Origin of the sequence: Streptomyces griseomycini, assembly GCF_014203535.1 — a bacterium.
GTDB classification, from domain to species: Bacteria; Actinomycetota; Actinomycetes; order Streptomycetales; family Streptomycetaceae; genus Streptomyces; species Streptomyces griseomycini.
In genome coordinates, this window is record NZ_JACHJI010000002.1 from 591600 (window position 1) to 608463 (window position 16864).

Consider the following 16864-nt stretch of genomic DNA (forward strand, 5'->3'; position numbering starts at 1 on the left):
GGTCAGGGCAGCCACTTCCTCCAGGTGGACTCGTGGCTGCCCACCCACTTCCTCGCCGCCTCCTCGGGTGACAGCTTCTGCTCGGCGATCATGAGGGAGACCTCGTTCTGGTCCTCGGTCGTCCACGTGAACCTCTTCAGGAAGTCCGCCGCCTCGCCGCCGTTCTCCGCGAAGTCCGCGTTGAGGTACTTCTGCAGCGGGGTGTGCGGGTAGGCGCAGGCGACCTTCTCCGGATCGGCGTCGCAGCCCTCCTCGTACGGGGGCAGCTTCACCTCGGTCATCGGGACCTTCTCGAACAGCCACTGGGGTGTGTACCAGTAGGTGAGGAAGGGCTTCTCCTCCTTGGCGAACTGCTGGATCTGGGTGATCTGCGCGGCCTCGGAGCCGGCGAACACCACCTTGTAGTCCAGCTCCAGGTTCTTCACCAGCGCCTTGTCGTTGGTGACGTAGGACGGTGAGCCGTCCATCAGCTGGCCCTTGCCGCCGCTCTCCGGGGTGCGGAACCGCTCGGCGTACTTGTTCAGGTTCTTCCAGTCCGTGACGTCCGGGTGCCGCTCCGCGAAGTACGTCGGCACGAACCAGCCGATGTGCCCGGTGACGCCGAGGTCGCCGCCGTTCACGATCGTCTTCTTGTCCTCGACGTAGCGCTGTTCCTGCTCGGGGTGGCCCCAGTCCTCCAGGATGGCGTCGACCCGGCCCTGGCTGAGCGCGTCCCAGGCGGGCACCTCGTCGACCTGGACGGTGTCGACGCGGTAGCCGAGCTCGTGCTCCAGCAGGTACCGGGCGACGGCCACGTTGGCCTGGGCGCCGACCCAGGACTGCACGGACAGGGTGACCGTCTTCGCTCCCCGGGCGTTCGCGAAGGGGGACGCCTGCTTGGTCATGTCGGCGGCACCGCAGCCGGTCAGCAGCAGGAGCGCGGAGCCTGCGGCCACCGCCGGGATCGTACGGAATCGCATGTCACGCTCCCTTCTTCGCGCGGCGTTCGGTGGGCTGGGTCACCCGGTCGAGCATCAGGCCCAGGCAGACGATCGCGGCCCCGGCCACCAGGCCGGTCGCCAGGTCGCCCTGGGCGAGGCCGAAGACGACGTCGTAGCCGAGCGCGCCGCCACCGACCAGGCCGCCGATGATGACGACGGCGAGGACCAGGACCACGCCCTGGTTGACGGCGAGCAGCAGGGCCGGGCGGGCCAGCGGGAGCTGGACCTGGCGCAGCTGCTGGCCGCTGGTCGCGCCGAGCGAGCGGGCGGACTCCAGGGCGGCCGGGTCGACCTGGCGCAGGCCCTGGGCGGTGATGCGGACGACGGCCGGCAGCGCGTAGACGACCGCGGCGGCGACGGCCGGGGCGCGCCCGACGCCGAACAGGGCGACGACCGGGATCAGGTACACGAACTGCGGCATCGTCTGGAACACGTCCAGGACCGGCCGCAGCAGCCGCTCGACGCGGTCGCTGCGGGCGGCCGCGATCCCGGTCGCGAAGCCGACGACGAGGGTGACGGCGACGGCCGCGAGGACCTGCGACAGCGTGTCCAGCGACGGCTTCCACACACCGAGCACCCCGATCGCGGCCATGGCGAGGACGGCGGTGAGCGCGGTGCGCCAGGTGCCGATCAGCCAGGCCAGGGCGGCGACGACCAGGAGCACCGACCACCAGGGCAGCCACTGCAGGCCGTCCCGGAGGGGGTCGAGCACCCAGGTGGTGAAGTGGCCCGCCCAGTCGGCGGTGCCGCCGACGACGGGGACGCCCGAGTAGAGGTGGTCGGTCATCCAGCCGACGGCCCGGTTGACCGGCTCGGCGATGCCGACGACCCAGCCGTCGGGCCACTCCAGGCGGTCCGTGAGACGTCCCGCGACCGCGACGGCCACGGCGGCGATCAGGGCGTACGCCCACAGCGCGCGGGCGTGCGGCGCGGGTGCCTCGCCGAGCCGGGCGCCGGCCGCGCCGGTCACCCGGTCGAGGACGACGGCGAGCAGCACGATCGGGATGCCCGCGGCGAGCGCGGCGCCCACGTCGACCGAGGCCAGCGCCTGGTAGACGCGGTCGCCGAGCCCGCCGGCGCCGATCACGGAGGCGATGACGGCCATGGACAGCGCCATCATGATCGTCTGGTTGAGGCCGAGCAGGAGTTCCCTGCGGGCCAGCGGGATCCGGGCGGTCAGCAGCCGCTGGCGGGCGGTGGCGCCGAGCGACTCGACCGCCTCCAGCACCTCCTCGTCGGCGCCGCGCAGACCGAGCGCGGTGAGGCGGGCCATGGGCGGGGCGGCGTAGACGACGGTGGCCAGCACGGCCGCCGGGACGCCGATGCCGAAGACCAGCACGACCGGCAGGAGGTAGGCGAAGGCCGGGAGCACCTGCATGGTGTCCAGGACCGGGCGCAGCGCGCGGTGCATCCGGTCGGACAGTCCGGCGGCGAGCCCGAGCAGCACGCCGACGGCGACCGACGCGGCGACCGCGACGACCATCAGGGCGAGCGTCTGCAGGGTCGGCACCCACATGCCGAGCAGACCGCAGGCGAGGAACGCGGCGCCCGTGCCCAGGGCGAGCCTCGAACCCGCGGCCCGCCAGGCGACGAGCGCCGCGACGGCGGTCACCCCCGCCCAGCCGACGGCGAGGAGGGCGAGGTAGACGGCGCGTACGGCGATGACGACGACGTTGCTGACGTGGCCGAAGAAGTACAGGAAGAGGGGGTGGGAGTCGCGGTTGTCGATGATCCAGTCGCTGGCCTCGCCGAGGGGCTCGGAGACGTCGACGGTCAGGGCCTCGGGCCAGGTGCCGCTCGCCCAGCGGGCGGCGGCGAGGGGGACGAGGACCGCGGCGACGAGGGCGAGCGTCAGGAGCTTGCGGAGGGCCGGGCTGGTGAGCGGGCCCGGCGGCGAATCCTTCCGGGCGGTTGCCGTGATCGTGGCCATCACACCGGCTCCTCGCTGACGGCGGCGGGGGTGGGGGTCGGCTCGCGGCGCCGGGCCGGTGCCGCTGCGCCGGCCACGCCTGTCATGCCTGCCACGCCTGCCACCACGTCCAGCAGCGCGGCCGAGTCGACCACTCCCAGGCAGCGGCCCTGCTCCATCACCCGGGCCGGGCCGCCCGCGCGGGCGACGGCCTCGATGGCCTCCGACACCGTGGCGTCGGGACGCACCGCCGGGCCGCCGTCGGCCTCCTCTGCGGAGGCGGCGGGGCGCATGGCGGTACGGACGGTCATGACCTGCTCTCGCGGGACGTCCCGGACGAAGGCGCGGACGTAGTCGTCGGCGGGCGAGCCCACGATCTCCTCGGGGGTGCCGAGCTGGACCACGCGGCCGTCGCGCATCAGGGCGATGCGGTCGCCGAGCTTCAGGGCTTCCTGGAGGTCATGGGTGATGAAGACCATCGTGCGGCCCTCCTCGCGGTGCAGCCGGACCACCTCCTCCTGCATGTCGCGCCGGATGAGCGGGTCGAGCGCGCTGAACGGCTCGTCGAACAGCAGGACCTCGGGGTCGACGGCGAGCGCGCGGGCGAGGCCCACGCGCTGCCGCTGGCCGCCGGACAGCTGGGCGGGCCTGCGCTGTTCCATGCCCTCCAGGCCGACCTTGGCGACGACCTCGGCGGCCCGCTCGCGGCGTTCCGCCTTGCCGACGCCCTGGATCTGGAGGCCGTAGGCCACGTTGTCGAGGACGGTGCGGTGCGGCAGCAGGCCGAAGTGCTGGAAGACCATGGCGGCGCGGTGGCGGCGCAGCTCGCGCAGTCGTGCCCCGTCCATGGCGCGGACGTCCTCGCCGTCGATGGCGATGGTGCCCGCGGTCGGCTCGATCAGCCGGGTCAGACAGCGCACCAGGGTGGACTTGCCGGAGCCGGACAGCCCCATGACGACGAAGACCTCGCCCTTGCGGACGTCGAAGCTCACGTCCCGGACGGCGGCGGTGCAGCCGGTGCGGGAACGCAGCTCGGCCGGGCCGAGGGCGGTGAGCTCCGGGTCGCCGGGGACGCGGTCGGCCTTCGGACCGAAGACCTTCCACAGGCCGCCGACGGAGAAGACGGGGGTGTCCCCCGCGGTGCCGGCGGTGGTCGTGGCGGCGGTACTCATCGCGCACCACCCCCGATCAGGTCGACGGCCCGCTCACCGACCATCAGCACCCCGATCATCGGGTTCACGGCGGTCATGGTCGGGAAGACGGACGCGTCGGCGATCCGGATGCCCTCCAGGCCCCGGATGCGCAACTCGGGGTCGACCACGGCCTGTTCGTCGTCCGCGGCGCCCATCCTGCAGGTGCCCGCCGGGTGGTAGACGGTGTGGGCGACCCTGCGGGCGTACTCGCTCAGCTCCTCGTCGCCGGTGACGTCCGGGCCGGGGGCCACCTCGCGCTTGAGCCAGCCGGCCAGCGGCTCGGTCCCCGCGATCTCCCGGGCGATCCTGATGCCGTCGACGAGGGTGCGGCCGTCGTAGTCGTCCTCGTCGGTGAAGTAGCGGAAGTCGAGGGCGGGCTTGACCCCGGGGTCGGCGCTGGTGAGGTAGAGGCGGCCGCGGGACTTCGGCTTGGGGATGTTCGGGGTCATGGAGACGCCGAACTCCGGGCGCTCGTAGCCCAGTCGCTCCGGGTTGTCCGTGAACGGGATCTGGTAGAAGTGGAACATCAGGTCGGGACCCGCGTGTTCGGGGTCGCGGCGCACGAACAGGCCGGCGTCGGAGTCCATCGCGGAGTTCTCCGGGATGGGTCCGTTCGTCTCCCAGACGATCACCGACTCGGGGTGGTCGAGCAGGTTCTCGCCGACGCCGGGCAGGTCGTGCGCCACGGGTATGCCGAGCGCCTCCAGGTCGGCCTTCGGGCCGATGCCGGAGTGCAGCAGCAGCCGGGGCGAGTCGACGGCGCCGGCGCACAGGACGACCTCGCGCCGGGCCCTGACGTGGATCTCCTCGCCGTCCTTGGTGCGGACGCGGACGCCCTCGGCACGGGTGCCGTTCAGCTCCAGCCGGTACGCCCAGGTCTCCAGCATCAGCGTCAGGTTGGGGCGCTCGCCCATCACCGGGTGGAGGTACGCCACCGACGCGGACGAACGCTTGTTGTTCTCCGGGTGGTAGGCGAGGTCGAAGAAGCCGACGCCGTCGTTGAACGGCTTCTTGTTGAAGCCCTCGACGCGCGGCACGCCGAGCGCGGCCTGGGCGGCGTCGACGAAGTCCCGGGCGATGGCGTTCCGGTCCCGCTCGTCGACCGGGACGATGTTGTTCTTCAGGCGGGCGTAGTACGCCTCCATCTGCACGGCGCCCCAGCCCTTGGCGCCGGCCGCCTCCCACTCGTCCCAGTCGGACGGCAGCGGCTTGAACGCGATGAGCGTGTTGTGCGAGGAGCAGCCGCCGAGGACGCGGGCGCGGCTGTGCCGGATGTGCGAGTTGCCGCGCGGCTGCTCGGTGGTGGGGTAGTCGTAGTCCAGCTCGCCGCCGAGCAGGCCCATCCAGCGGCGCAGGGTCAGCACGTCGTCGCGGCCGACGTCGCTGGGACCGCCCTCGATGACGGCGACGGTGACGTCCGGGTTCTCGGTCAGCCGGGAGGCGATGACGGAACCGGCGGTTCCGCCGCCGATGACGACGTAGTCGAATTCCTGGGTGTGATCGGACATGGGGGTGGTACTCCTCCGGGGACTCGGGACGGGTGGGTGGGTCGCCGCCCGACGCGAAGCCTCGAAGCGGGACGAGACAGGAGGGCGGGCGGAACGACGGGCGGAACGACGCGGCAGGACGCCGAAGCGGTACGTCGGTCGCGGCTCAGCCGGCGAACCAGCGCACCGGCTTCGGCGCCAGGTTCTGGTAGACGTGCTTGGTCTCGCGGTACTCGGCGAGACCGGCCGGGCCGAGCTCGCGGCCCACTCCGCTCTTGCCGAAGCCGCCCCACTCCGCCTGCGGGAGGTAGGGGTGGAAGTCGTTGATCCACACGGTGCCGTGGCGCAGCCGTCCGGCCACCCGGCGGGCGCGGCCCGCGTCGGCGGTCCAGACCGCGCCGGCCAGCCCGTACTCGGTGTCGTTGGCGAGGGCGACGGCCTCGTCCTCGGTGCGGAAGGTCTCGACGGTGAGCACCGGCCCGAAGACCTCCTCGCGCACGACCCGCATCCCGCGGTGGCAGCGGTCGAGGACGGTCGGCTCGTAGAAGTAGCCCTCCGGGGGGCGGACGTCCGACGGTTCGGGGCGCTTGCCGCCGCAGCGCAGCACCGCGCCCTCGGCGAGCGCGGAGGCGACGTACGCCTCGACCTTCGCGCGCTGCTGCTCGGAGACCAGCGGTCCGCACTCGACGCCCTCCCCGGTGCCCCGGCCGAGCCTGATCCGCTCGGCACGGCGGGCGAGTTCGGCGACGAAGCGGTCCCTGACCGGCTCCTCGACGATGAGCCGGGCACCGGCCGAGCAGACCTGTCCGCTGTGGATGAAGGCGGCGTTGAGGGCCTGGTCGACGGCGGTGTCGAAGCCCTCCTCGGTGGCGCAGGCGTCGGCGAACACGACGTTGGGGTTCTTGCCGCCGAGTTCGAGGGCGACCTTCTTCACGCCCGGCGCGGCGGCCTGGGCGACCTTGGTGCCGCTGGCCAGCCCGCCGGTGAAGGAGACCAGGTCGACGTCGGGGTGTTCGGCGAGCCGGGCGCCGACGGTGTGGCCGGGTCCGGTGACGAGGTTGGCGACCCCGGCGGGCAGCCCCGCCTCGACGAGCAGCCCGATGAGCGCGACGGTGGTCAGCGGGGTGATCTCGCTGGGCTTGACGACGAAGGTGTTGCCCGCCGCGAGAGCCGGGGCGATCTTCCAACTGGCCTGGAGGAGCGGGTAGTTCCAGGGGGTGATCAGCGTGCAGACGCCGACCGGCTCGTGCACGACGACGCTGTGGACGTCGGGCGAGCCCGCGTCGACGACCCGGCCGGGCGCCTCGGCGGCGACCAGGTCGGCGAAGTAGCGGAAGGCGTCGGCGACGCAGTCGACGTCGACGCGCCCCTCCTCGACGGTCTTGCCCGCGTCCCTGCTCTCCAGCAGGCCGAGTTCCTCCCGGTCCCGGACGAGCAGTTCGGCGACGCGGCGCAGCAGCGCGGCCCGCTCGGCGACGGGCGTGTGCGGCCACGGGCCCTCGTCGAAGGCGCGCCGGGCGGCGGTCACCGCGAGGTCGGCGTCCTTCTCGTCGCCCTCGGCGACGACGGCGAACGGCAGGGCGTCCGCGGGGTCGAGGATCTCGCGCGTGGCCCCCGAGACGGCCGCCCGCCACTCGCCCCCCGCGTGGACGGTGTCGCGCGCCTGAAGTTCCGTACTGTCCGCCATGATCGGTTACTTGCCTTCCGTTCCTGTTCGGCGCCCATGAGTCACACGGATGTCGCCCATGGGACCGGGTGCTCCTGCCCTTGGGCCCCGAAGGCATGCGCGATCCACGGCCGAAAGTGCGCTGTGTCACCGGACGCGGGGAGGAATCGGGAGGAATCGCCCACCCTGTGAGCGGTCAGTCACAGGTGCCGCGCGGGGCCGGAAGCCGCCCGGACCGCGGACCCGGCCGGTGCCCGCGGACTCAGCCGATGCCCGCGTCCGTACCGCAGGTCGTGTACGGCGGGCAGAAGTGGCCGAGGGCCGTCCGCAGCAACTCGCGCTCGTCCTCGCGGCCGTCCGCCTCGGCTCCGTAGGCGGCGACGGCGTAGAGCCTGCCGTCGGCGGCCACGAAGCGCTCGTCGACGACGTGCCAGGTGCCGACGTCGGGCTCCCCCTCGATGGAGTCGACGAGGTACTCCAGCCGGGAGCCGGTGAAGTCGCCGTCGTCCAGGCTCTCCAGGGAGAGCTCCGTGAACCCCGGGGCCTTCGCGACGGCGTCGGAGAGGAACAGCCCGTGCGACTCGCCGGGGGTCGCCTCCGACACCTCGAAGACCTGCAGCCGGCGCTCACCGTCCGGGCTGCGGTAGTGGACCACGTCGATGCCGTACTTGGAGGGCACGGTGGTGCGCGTCCACCCCGTGGGGCGGGCGATGGTGAAGCCCTCGGGGTCGGCGTACGACTCGTGGCCGGCGGGGAGGCCGCCGGTCGGGGTGGACGGCGGAGCGGCCCCCTCGGCGGGGGACCTCTCGACGGGGGACCCCGGGGTGGAGGGCCCCTGCGGGCCGGGGGCCGACGGCCCGGGTGTCTGCGACGCGCTCGTCGAGGCCGCCTTGTCGTCCGCACGGCCGTCCGGGTCCTCGCCGTCCCTCAGCACCAGGGTCAGGACGAGCCCCGCGATCACCCCGACGGCGGTGGCCCCGCCCACCACGGACCAGACGCGCCGACGGCCCGCCCCGCGCGGGTCGGCCCCTGCGGGCACCGGGACGCCGGGCGGGTGGGAGGGACCGTGGGGCGGCTCGGGGACGGACCAGGGGACGGGCGAGGGCCGCTGCGCGGGCGCCGGCCCGGCCCCCGGCCACTGGATCCCCGTGAGGGTCGGCGCGGAGTGCGAGACGTCGGGGGGCACCGGGCGTACGGGGGCGGCCGGGAGGGCCTCACCGACGGGCGGAGGAGCGCCGGGACCGGACCCGCCGGCGGGCGGCCAGGCGGCCGACGCGCCTCCGTCCGCAGCCGACGGGGCTCCCGGACCGGCTCCTCCCGCGGCCGGAGAGCCGCCCGAAGCAGGCCCGACCGCGGTCGGCGAGCCGTCCGAACCGGACCCGACCGCGGTCGGCGAGGCGACCGCTCCGGTCCCGTCCGGCCCCGGAACGGCATCCACCGGGCCCGGACGAGCACCGCCCGGGTCCGGAACGGCGCCGCCCGGACCCGAGGAAGCACCGGCCGGAGGCACGACGGCGGCGGGTGCCGTGCCCGCGTCGGCCGCGGTCTCCTCGCCCTCCTCCCAGCGCTGGGACTCCTCGTTCCAGTAGCGCGGTCCTCCGGTCATCGCATCCCCCTCGTCCCGGTCCCCGTCGGCCTCACATGCCGAGCAGCCCCGCCACGGTCCCGGCCGAGGCGAGCACCGCGGTGACGGCCTGGGCGTCCGCGAGCAGCTCCCGCACCCGCCGGAGGCGGCTCTCACCGGCCGCGCCGGTCCGGCTGATCTCGTCCTCGGTGTCCGCGAGCGCCTCGTCCAGTCGTGCCGTCTGTTCACTCTGCCGCACCCGGGACAGATCCGCCCGCAGTTCGCGCACCGCCTTCAGCAGCTCCTCGGCGGCCGCGTCGCGCTGCGCCGGGACCCCGTGGTGGCCCTCGGCCCGCGCGTGGCGGCCGATCGCGAAGGTGCTGTGCGAGACGTCGCCGATCCGGACGTCCGGCTCATCGTGTGCCATGGTCGGGGTCTCCCTTCCGCGGTGCGGCACCGCCGGAGGCGCTCGCGTGCTCGCCGATGGCGAAGGTCGAGCCCTCGACCCGGTCGATGTGCACGGCGCCGTTGCTGATGTTCACGATCTTCTGCGCGAACTCGCCGGTCTCGTAACCGGCGTCGGCCAGGGCCTGCCGCACCCCGCGTCCGATGCGGTCCTGGATGCTCCGCAGGTAGCGGGCGACGTCCATCTCCTGGAACGTGGACCCGCCGTCCGCCGCGGCCAGTTCCCGTACGGAGAGGGCGGGACCGTCGGGCAGCGCGGCCGCGTACCCGCCGGTCAGCAGCCGCCACGCGAAGACGCCGCCCCGGACCAGGGCGGCCAGGGAGCGGCCCGCCGAGCCGGGCACCAGGGCGAGGGCCCCGGCGGCCTTGCCGAGGACGTTGTCGTGGAGCAGCCGGTGGGAGGTGCGGTCGGCCTCCCTGAACTCGGCGCGCACCGGGTTCAGGACGTGCGGGGCGACCTCCAGCATGAGCATGCGGCCCTGCGTGTGGACGCGCACGAAGACCGTGACGACCAGTTCCTCGTCCCAGCCGCCGACCCGGATGCGCAGGAAGTGCCGCCGCTTCTCGCCGCCCTCCTCGACGGCCCGCGCCCGGTGCTGCTCGAACTCCTGGACCGAGTAGGGGGCGTGGTCACGGTCGGCCAGTCCCTCGACGGGGAGGAACACGCACTCGTCGATCTCGAGCCGGCGCAGCCGGTCGCGCACGGCGGGGCCCGCGTGCTCGGCGGGCACCCGCAGCTGTTCGAGCAGGGGGCGGATCCGTTCGAGGATCGCCCGGTTGCCGAGCGGCTGCTGCTCGGCGCCCTCGTCCGGCCGGAGTTCGACGGCGAGCACCCAGGTGTCGCACGGCGTTCCCGCGCCGCAGAACGGGCGGGCCTCGTCGTACATGATCAGCGGGGCGTGCTGTTCCCGCCGGACGCGCCGCACCAGGCGGGAGAGGCGCTCCCCCGCGGCCTGCTCGGCGGGGTCGTTCGCGAGGTCCGGGAAGCGCTTCGGGGACAGCTCCGCGGCGAACGCCCGGGCGAACCGGTCGCGCCGGGCGGCGGCGCACAGCGCGATGAGCACGAGCACGCCGATCCCGAACCAGGCCTGCCACGGCTCGGTCGACTCCAGCAGCGCTCCGCCGGGGGAGTCCGGGCCTCCCGAACTCCCGGCGCCCGACGAGCCGGAGCCGTACGAGTCGTAGGGGTCGTAGGAGCCGTACGACGAGCCGGAACCGGACTCGTCGTCGGGGCCGGCCCCGAACGCGGCGGCGACCATGAGGACCAGGACGCCGGCGAAGAGGAGGCGCCCCTGCCAGCGCACGACGAAGGCGGCGAAGAGGCGGTGGAGGGGCGGCTGTTCGGCGCCGCCCCTGAGCCAGGGGGCGAGGGCGAGCAGCAGGCCGGCCGGCACCAGAAGGCCCAGCAGCCATCCGCTGACCGCCAGGCCCACCGCCCAGAGCCCGATGACGGCGGCGGACCACAGCAGTTCCTGCCGCCGGGCCCGCAGCGCGTGCGCGAGGACGCGGGCCGCGTCGAAACCGGGCGACGGGGCGACGATGCGCTGTTCGTCGAGGTACAGCTGCTCGATGACGAGGTCCCGGTACTCCGCGTCCTGGTAGGTCCCCGCGCACAGCAGCCGGGTGGCCTCGCTGGCGTGCGGCGGGGTGGGCGGCGCTTCCGGGGGCGCCGGGGCGTCCGTGTGGTGCTGTTGCCGCGGCACGTATGCGGTGCTCATGCCGATCCCCCGTGTGGGTGGGTCAGTGGTGACCGTCGAGTTGAAGGCCCGTCAGCATAGGGGATGGCGCGGAACGCGGGAAATCAGAATGTCAATAGCTTAATCATGTGATATGCGTCAAGTTTTGGCCTTCGCTCCGGCTCCGGCCCGGCGGACACGCGGCTCGACGACGTGCGGGCCCGCCGCTCCCGAGGCCGTGCTCCGGGCCGAAAGCCTCGGGCCCCGCACCGGTCGGAACCGGTGCGGGGCCCGAGGCCCTGAGCGGGTCGGATCAGATGAGGCCGAGGCCGCGGACCGCCTCGCGCTCCTCCTCGAGCTCCTTGACGGAGGCGTCGATGCGGGCGCGGGAGAACTCGTTGATCTCCAGGCCCTGGACGATCTCGTACTTGCCGTCCTTCACGGTGACCGGGAAGGAGGAGATGAGGCCCTCGGGGACGCCGTAGGAACCGTCGGACGGGATGCCCATGGAGACCCAGTCGCCCTCCGGGGTGCCGTTGACCCAGGAGTAGATGTGGTCGATGGCGGCGTTGGCGGCGGATGCGGCCGACGAGGCGCCGCGGGCCTCGATGATGGCGGCACCGCGCTTGGCGACGGTCGGGATGAAGTCCTCGGCCAGCCACTTCTCGTCGTTGACGACCTCGGCGGCGTTCTTGCCGGCGACGGTGGCGTGGAAGATGTCCGGGTACTGGGTGGCGGAGTGGTTGCCCCAGATCGTCAGCTTCTTGATCTCGGAGACCGGGACGCCGGTCTTCTTCGCCAGCTGGGTCAGCGCGCGGTTGTGGTCCAGGCGGGTCATGGCGGTGAACCGCTCGGCCGGGACGTCCGGTGCTGCGGCCTGGGCGATCAGCGCGTTGGTGTTGGCCGGGTTGCCGACGACCAGGACGCGGATGTCGTCCGCGGCGTGGGCGTTGATGGCCTGGCCCTGCGGCTTGAAGATGCCGCCGTTGGCCTCGAGGAGGTCACCGCGCTCCATGCCCTTGGTCCGCGGGCGGGCGCCGACGAGGAGGGCGACGTTGGCGCCGTCGAAGGCCACGTTCGGGTCGTCCGTGATGTCGATGCCCTGCAGGAGCGGGAACGCGCAGTCGTCCAGCTCCATGGCCGTGCCCTCGGCGGCCTTCAGCGCCGGGGTGATCTCCAGCAGGCGCAGCTTGACCGGCACGTCCGCGCCGAGCAGCTGGCCGGAGGCGATGCGGAAGAGCAGGGCGTAACCGATCTGGCCGGCCGCGCCGGTGACGGTGACGTTCACGGGAGTGCGGGTCATGGCGTTCTCCGTATGACAGCTGGCGGTGGGGCGGTCCCTGCCCCGGGGTGTGGGACCCCCGAGACCGGTTCGCGGTGACCGGTCGCCGGAACGGTGGTCCGGCGCCGTCCGCCGCGATGATCGATCACGGGTACGAATGATCGATCTCTTGGCGTCAAGAGAGATCCACCGGCCAGGCTATCGCGGCATCCCCGATCGTGGACGGCAGGGCTCCCTGTGGCCCGCCCCACAGAGCGCCCTCCCGGCACGCGACGCGGACGGACGCGCTCCGGACGCGGAAAGGCGGCCGCCCGTCCGGGAGAGGCAGGGGACTGAGGCGGCCGCCGTCGGGGACCGATCGCGCCGGACTCCCGTGGGGGTACGTTCCGCGTGCCCGACTTTCATCGGGTCATACCTACTCGTCACGAATTCCCCACACATTCCGCCGGAGAACCCCGCGAGATGACGGAACACGCTCCCCCGACCGGGTGAGCGTTCCGTTCGTCCGTCCGGTCCGCGTCACTTCGTGCGGATCACTCCGTGCAGCCCTCCTCGCCGGAGGCGAGCACCGCGCAGGCCTTCGCCTGGGTCGCGTTCTCGACCGCCACCATCATGGTGTACGTGACCGTGTCACCGGCCGCGGCGATGGTGTCGGACTGCTTCGCCTTGCCCGCGGTGATCTCGACCTTGTCGCCCTGCGCGGCCTGGGTGATGCGCCCCCACGCCGCGCCGCAGGTCTCGCTGTAGCGGACCTCCACGGTGGTGGCGCCGACGGTCGCGGTCCCGGCGGTGGTCACGAGGTCACCGCTGCACCCCATGGCCTCGGCGTCCTTGCCCGCGCAGCTGTCGCCGCTGCACTTCACGCCGGGGGGCAGGTTCGCGTCGGTGGTGGCGGTGGGCGACGGGGACGTGGCGGCGTCCCCCTTCTTGTCGCCCTCGGTCCCGGTGACGTAGAGCGCGGCGGCGACCACCACCAGCGCTCCCACGGCGCCGGCGATGAACGTCGACATGCGGCGCCTGCCGCCGGAGGCGCCGGAGCGGCCGCGGCCGCCCGTGCCCCGGGGCGGTGCGCCCTGCGCTCCCGCCGTCCGCCCGTGCCCGGCGGGCGCCGTCGCGGCGCCGGGGCCGCGGCGGCCCGGCTGCGGCGACCCGGCGCGTCCGTCGACGCCCCACGAGCCCGCTCCGGACGAGCCGTCCCGCCCGGCGCCCTCCCGGACACCGCCGGAGGCGTCGCGGACGTCGGCGGCGGTCGGCTGCGGCGGCACGGTCGGGGAGACCCCGGCCGGTCCCGCGACCCCCGGCCGGACCGCTGCGCCGCCCTTGCGCGTCTTGCCGCCCGCGCCCGTCGAGGGACCGGCGAGCTCGCTGAGCGCGGCGCGCGCCTGCGAGATCCGGATCGCCTCCATCGTCATGTCGTGACGCATCTCCGAGCGGCTCCAGGCGCGCTCGGCGAGCTCCCACATGGTGGTGAGGTGCATCGGGTTGGTCCCGGTGACCTCGGCCAGGGCCACGATCGCGCGCTTGGGCGCGAGCAGCCGGCCGTTCAGGTAACGCTCCCAGGACGTCTTGCTGTAGCCCGTGCGGTCGGCGACCGACGCGACGCTCAGGCCGCTGCGGTCCACCACCCGCCTGAGCTGGCTCGTGAACTCCCTGATCTGCGGATCGAGTTCATCCGGCAAGGCCTTCCAACGAGGCATTGCTTCCCCCCTCTTCCCCCCGGTTCGTGCTGGTGTTTCCCTCGCGCATGGTGCCCTCTGCCGAGTCCCGTTCTGGCTACCCACAGGGATGCCGCCAGCCAGGATCTCAGTTCCCGGGGTGGGGGCGCACGGGAGCATCAGGCCGCGGGCGTGCGCCGTCGCACGCCCGCTCGCACTCGCTTGCGGTCCAGTGTCCCACCGGTCACCCCCTCGACCGAACGGAACCCGGCACAAGCCCGTCGCACGGACGGTGCGAGCCCTCCCCGGCGCTCGGGACGTCCCGGACCGTCCCGATCGCCCACGCTAGCCCCACCGTCCCACCACTTGTACGCAGTTGCGCGAACTTGTCAAGACACCGACACACGATGCCCACGGAGGAGAAGTTCCCGGAGCGGTCAGGGGATTCCGGGGCGCGTAGCGGAACGGTCACTTCCGTGCCACAGCGGCCGGACAGCCGTTGAACAGGCGCTTCGCCGTGCAGGAAGGTTGTTCCCGGCGGCGGCCCGTCCTCTCACGGGGGTGAGGACGGGCCGCCGTACGCGGTGATCCGCCCTCCGGCTAACCGTCGACCGTGAAGTGCAGCATGTCCTGCAGGAACGGGATCTCCAGCACCGGATTCGGCTGCACCATCAGCGCCAGCAGCACGATCACCAGGCCCAGCACGCCGTACGTGACGATGTCCGTGAAGCGGGAGCGCACCGCGAGCATGCCGACGTCCGGCACCAGCCACCGCAGCACGGCCCCGGCCAGCAGCGCCACGCCGATCAGCAGCGTGCCGAGCCGGAACAGGTCGAGCGCGGTCAGCAGCAGTCCCAGCCCGACCGTGAGCAGCACGGCGAGGATCGGCCACTGGCGGGCGGGCGCGGGGGCGTCACCGGGAGCGGCCCGGCCACCGCCCTCGGGGCGCGCGGTGTCCCGCGTGAACAGCGGGAACCGGCGGGTGGTGCGGCGCGGCCGGCCCTCGGCGTCCGGCGCGCTGACCGGGTCGCGGACGGTGATCTCCTCGTCCCGCTCGGCCGTGTCCGGGGCGCCCCGTCCGTGCTGCTCAGCCGACACTGCGCTCCGCCGCCTCGACCACGTTGACCAGCAACTGGGCCCGGGTCATCGGGCCGACGCCGCCGGGGTTCGGGGAGATCCAGCCGGCCACCTCGGCCACGTCCGGGTGCACGTCGCCCACGATCTTGCCCTCGGCGCTGCGGGAGACGCCGACGTCGAGGACGGCCGCGCCGGGCTTGACGTCCTCGGCGCGGATGAGGTGGGCGGAACCGGCGGCGGCCACGATGATGTCCGCGCGCTTGAGGTGGGCCGACAGGTCGCGGGTGCCGGTGTGGCACTGGGTCACGGTGGCGTTCTCGCTGCGGCGGGTCAGCAGCAGCGGCATCGGCCGGCCGATGGTCACGCCGCGGCCGACGACCACGACCTCGGCGCCCTTGATCTCGACGCCGTGGCGGCGCAGCAGGGTGAGGACGCCGTTGGGGGTGCAGGGCAGCGGTGCCGGCTCGTTCAGGACGAGGCGGCCGAGGTTCATCGGGTGGAGGCCGTCGGCGTCCTTGGCCGGGTCCATCAGCTCGAGGACGCGGTTCTCGTCGATGCCCCTGGGAAGCGGCAGCTGGACGATGTAACCGGTGCACGCCGGGTCCTCGTTCAGCTCGCGGACGACCGCCTCGATCTCCTCCTGCGTGGCCGTGGCCGGCAGCTCGCGCTGGATGGAGGCGATGCCGACCTGGGCGCAGTCCCGGTGCTTCCCGGCGACGTACTTCTGGCTGCCGGGGTCGTCCCCGACGAGGATCGTGCCGAGGCCGGGCGTGACGCCCTTCTCCTTCAGCGCCGCCACGCGGGCGGTCAGATCGGACTTGATCTCGGCTGCGGTGGCCTTGCCATCGAGAATCTGGGCGGTCATGGTCCCCATCCTCGCGGATGACCGGCCCCTGGTTCCAATCCGCCCGCATGACGGGCGGCCGCGGCGTCCCCGACCTCGTCCCGGTCACGTATCGCTCGTTTCCGACCAAGATCAGTGATGTTGCACTTGCACAACACATATGGAATGCGGCTGGACAAGGAAGAGACCGGTCAAGAACGATTGAGTCGCACAGTGCCGCGGGCAGAACCGGGGGGACGGACCGCATCTGTAGAACTTCCTCCGCGCCGCGCCTCGCGCCGTCCCCGCACGTGAATGACACACGGAGGAAGAACCGCCATGAGTTTCGGCGACCCGAACAACCCCTACGGCGCCCCTCAGGGTCAGCCGCCCGGTTACGGCTATCCGCAGCAGCCCGGTCAGCCCGGTCAGCCCGGTTACGGCTACCCCTCCGCCCCGCCGCTCCAGTCCTACGGCCACCCCGCCGCCCCGGCGGTCATGCCCGGCAGCGTCAAGGCCGCGCGCGTGATGCTGTTCGTGCTCGGCGGCTTCCAGGCGCTCGGCGGCGTGCTGATGGTGATCGCCAGCGCCTGGTTCGCGGACTACTTCGAGGACATGGTCTCCTCCGACCCGAGCATCTCCTCGGAGGACGCGGACACCGTCGCCAGCATCGGCGCGGGCGTCATGATCGTGTTCGGTGTGATCGTGCTGGCGTTCGCGTTCTGGGCGATCTTCACAGCCGCCAAGTTCGCCACGGGCCGCGGCGGCGTGCGCGTCTCCGCGATCGTCTACGCCTCGCTGGTCACGCTGTTCAGCGTGCTCAGCCTGCTCGGCGCCAACATATTCGCGTTGGTCAGCCTGGTGCTCGGCATCCTGATCATCGTGTTCTGCGCCAACAAGAACGGCGGGTACTGGTTCAACCGCCCGCGGTACTGAGCCGGACCGGGCCGGTTCCGGCCGCGGGCCCCGCTCCCGCCCCTCACCCCGCAGGGCCGTGTCTCACCCGGACGAGGGAGACACGGCCCTGGTGCGTCGCCCTGGTCCGGCGGACGGGCAGCCGTCGGAGCAGGGGGGAGACGCGCCTTGT

At 73.2% G+C, this 16864-nt stretch carries 13 protein-coding genes; 1 reads left to right on the forward strand and 12 read right to left on the reverse strand.

Translation table 11 applies throughout. The features are described from left to right. Positions 1 to 2 precede the first annotated feature (2 nt). The 12 genes from FHS37_RS07250 to FHS37_RS07305 all read right to left on the reverse strand — a co-directional run bounded on the left by FHS37_RS07250 (position 3) and on the right by FHS37_RS07305 (position 15819). Positions 3 to 959 (reverse strand): ABC transporter substrate-binding protein, encoded by a 957-nt coding sequence (locus FHS37_RS07250; protein ID WP_184818249.1) that lies wholly within the window; start codon positions 957 to 959, stop codon positions 3 to 5. Between the two features lies 1 nt (position 960). Further along, on the reverse strand, positions 961 to 2910 hold the full coding sequence (locus FHS37_RS07255) for an ABC transporter permease (RefSeq protein WP_184818251.1): 1950 nt from the start codon (positions 2908 to 2910) through the stop codon (positions 961 to 963). Next, positions 2910 to 4061: a quaternary amine ABC transporter ATP-binding protein gene (locus tag FHS37_RS07260; protein WP_184818252.1), complete on the reverse strand. Its 1152-nt coding sequence runs from the start codon at positions 4059 to 4061 to the stop codon at positions 2910 to 2912. The genes FHS37_RS07255 and FHS37_RS07260 overlap by 1 nt, the downstream gene beginning before the upstream one ends. After that, positions 4058 to 5590 carry a GMC family oxidoreductase gene (locus tag FHS37_RS07265; protein ID WP_184818254.1) on the reverse strand — a complete coding sequence of 511 codons (1533 nt, stop codon included), beginning with the start codon at positions 5588 to 5590 and terminating at the stop codon, positions 4058 to 4060. The genes FHS37_RS07260 and FHS37_RS07265 overlap by 4 nt, the downstream gene beginning before the upstream one ends. A 145-nt stretch (positions 5591 to 5735) precedes the next feature. Beyond that, positions 5736 to 7256, reverse strand: a complete 1521-nt coding sequence (locus FHS37_RS07270; RefSeq protein ID WP_184818256.1) for an aldehyde dehydrogenase family protein — start codon at positions 7254 to 7256, stop codon at positions 5736 to 5738. Between the two features lie 241 nt (positions 7257 to 7497). Further along, positions 7498 to 8421: a serine/threonine kinase C-terminal domain-containing protein gene (locus FHS37_RS07275; protein WP_229889794.1), complete on the reverse strand. Its 924-nt coding sequence runs from the start codon at positions 8419 to 8421 to the stop codon at positions 7498 to 7500. Positions 8422 to 8872: 451 nt separating this feature from the next. Next, positions 8873 to 9226: a hypothetical protein gene (locus tag FHS37_RS07280; protein WP_184818258.1), complete on the reverse strand. Its 354-nt coding sequence runs from the start codon at positions 9224 to 9226 to the stop codon at positions 8873 to 8875. Next, positions 9213 to 10982 (reverse strand): AbeC-like domain-containing protein, encoded by a 1770-nt coding sequence (locus FHS37_RS07285; RefSeq protein WP_184818260.1) that lies wholly within the window; start codon positions 10980 to 10982, stop codon positions 9213 to 9215. The genes FHS37_RS07280 and FHS37_RS07285 overlap by 14 nt, the downstream gene beginning before the upstream one ends. Positions 10983 to 11253: 271 nt before the next feature. Further along, positions 11254 to 12243: a malate dehydrogenase gene (locus FHS37_RS07290; RefSeq protein ID WP_184818262.1), complete on the reverse strand. Its 990-nt coding sequence runs from the start codon at positions 12241 to 12243 to the stop codon at positions 11254 to 11256. A 512-nt stretch (positions 12244 to 12755) separates the two neighbouring features. Continuing rightward, positions 12756 to 13919 carry a helix-turn-helix domain-containing protein gene (locus FHS37_RS07295; RefSeq protein WP_184818264.1) on the reverse strand — a complete coding sequence of 388 codons (1164 nt, stop codon included), beginning with the start codon at positions 13917 to 13919 and terminating at the stop codon, positions 12756 to 12758. Positions 13920 to 14477: 558 nt separating this feature from the next. Then, positions 14478 to 14975, reverse strand: coding sequence for a DUF3017 domain-containing protein (locus tag FHS37_RS07300; protein WP_184818266.1), 498 nt, complete (start codon positions 14973 to 14975; stop codon positions 14478 to 14480). Further along, entirely contained in the window at positions 14965 to 15819 is an 855-nt protein-coding gene (locus FHS37_RS07305) for a bifunctional methylenetetrahydrofolate dehydrogenase/methenyltetrahydrofolate cyclohydrolase (RefSeq protein ID WP_184818268.1), read from the reverse strand. The genes FHS37_RS07300 and FHS37_RS07305 overlap by 11 nt, the downstream gene beginning before the upstream one ends. 297 nt (positions 15820 to 16116) lie before the next feature. Between FHS37_RS07305 and FHS37_RS07310 the strand changes: the two genes are divergently transcribed. Beyond that, positions 16117 to 16713 carry a hypothetical protein gene (locus tag FHS37_RS07310; RefSeq protein WP_184818270.1) on the forward strand — a complete coding sequence of 199 codons (597 nt, stop codon included), beginning with the start codon at positions 16117 to 16119 and terminating at the stop codon, positions 16711 to 16713. The last annotated feature ends 151 nt before the right edge of the window (positions 16714 to 16864 follow it).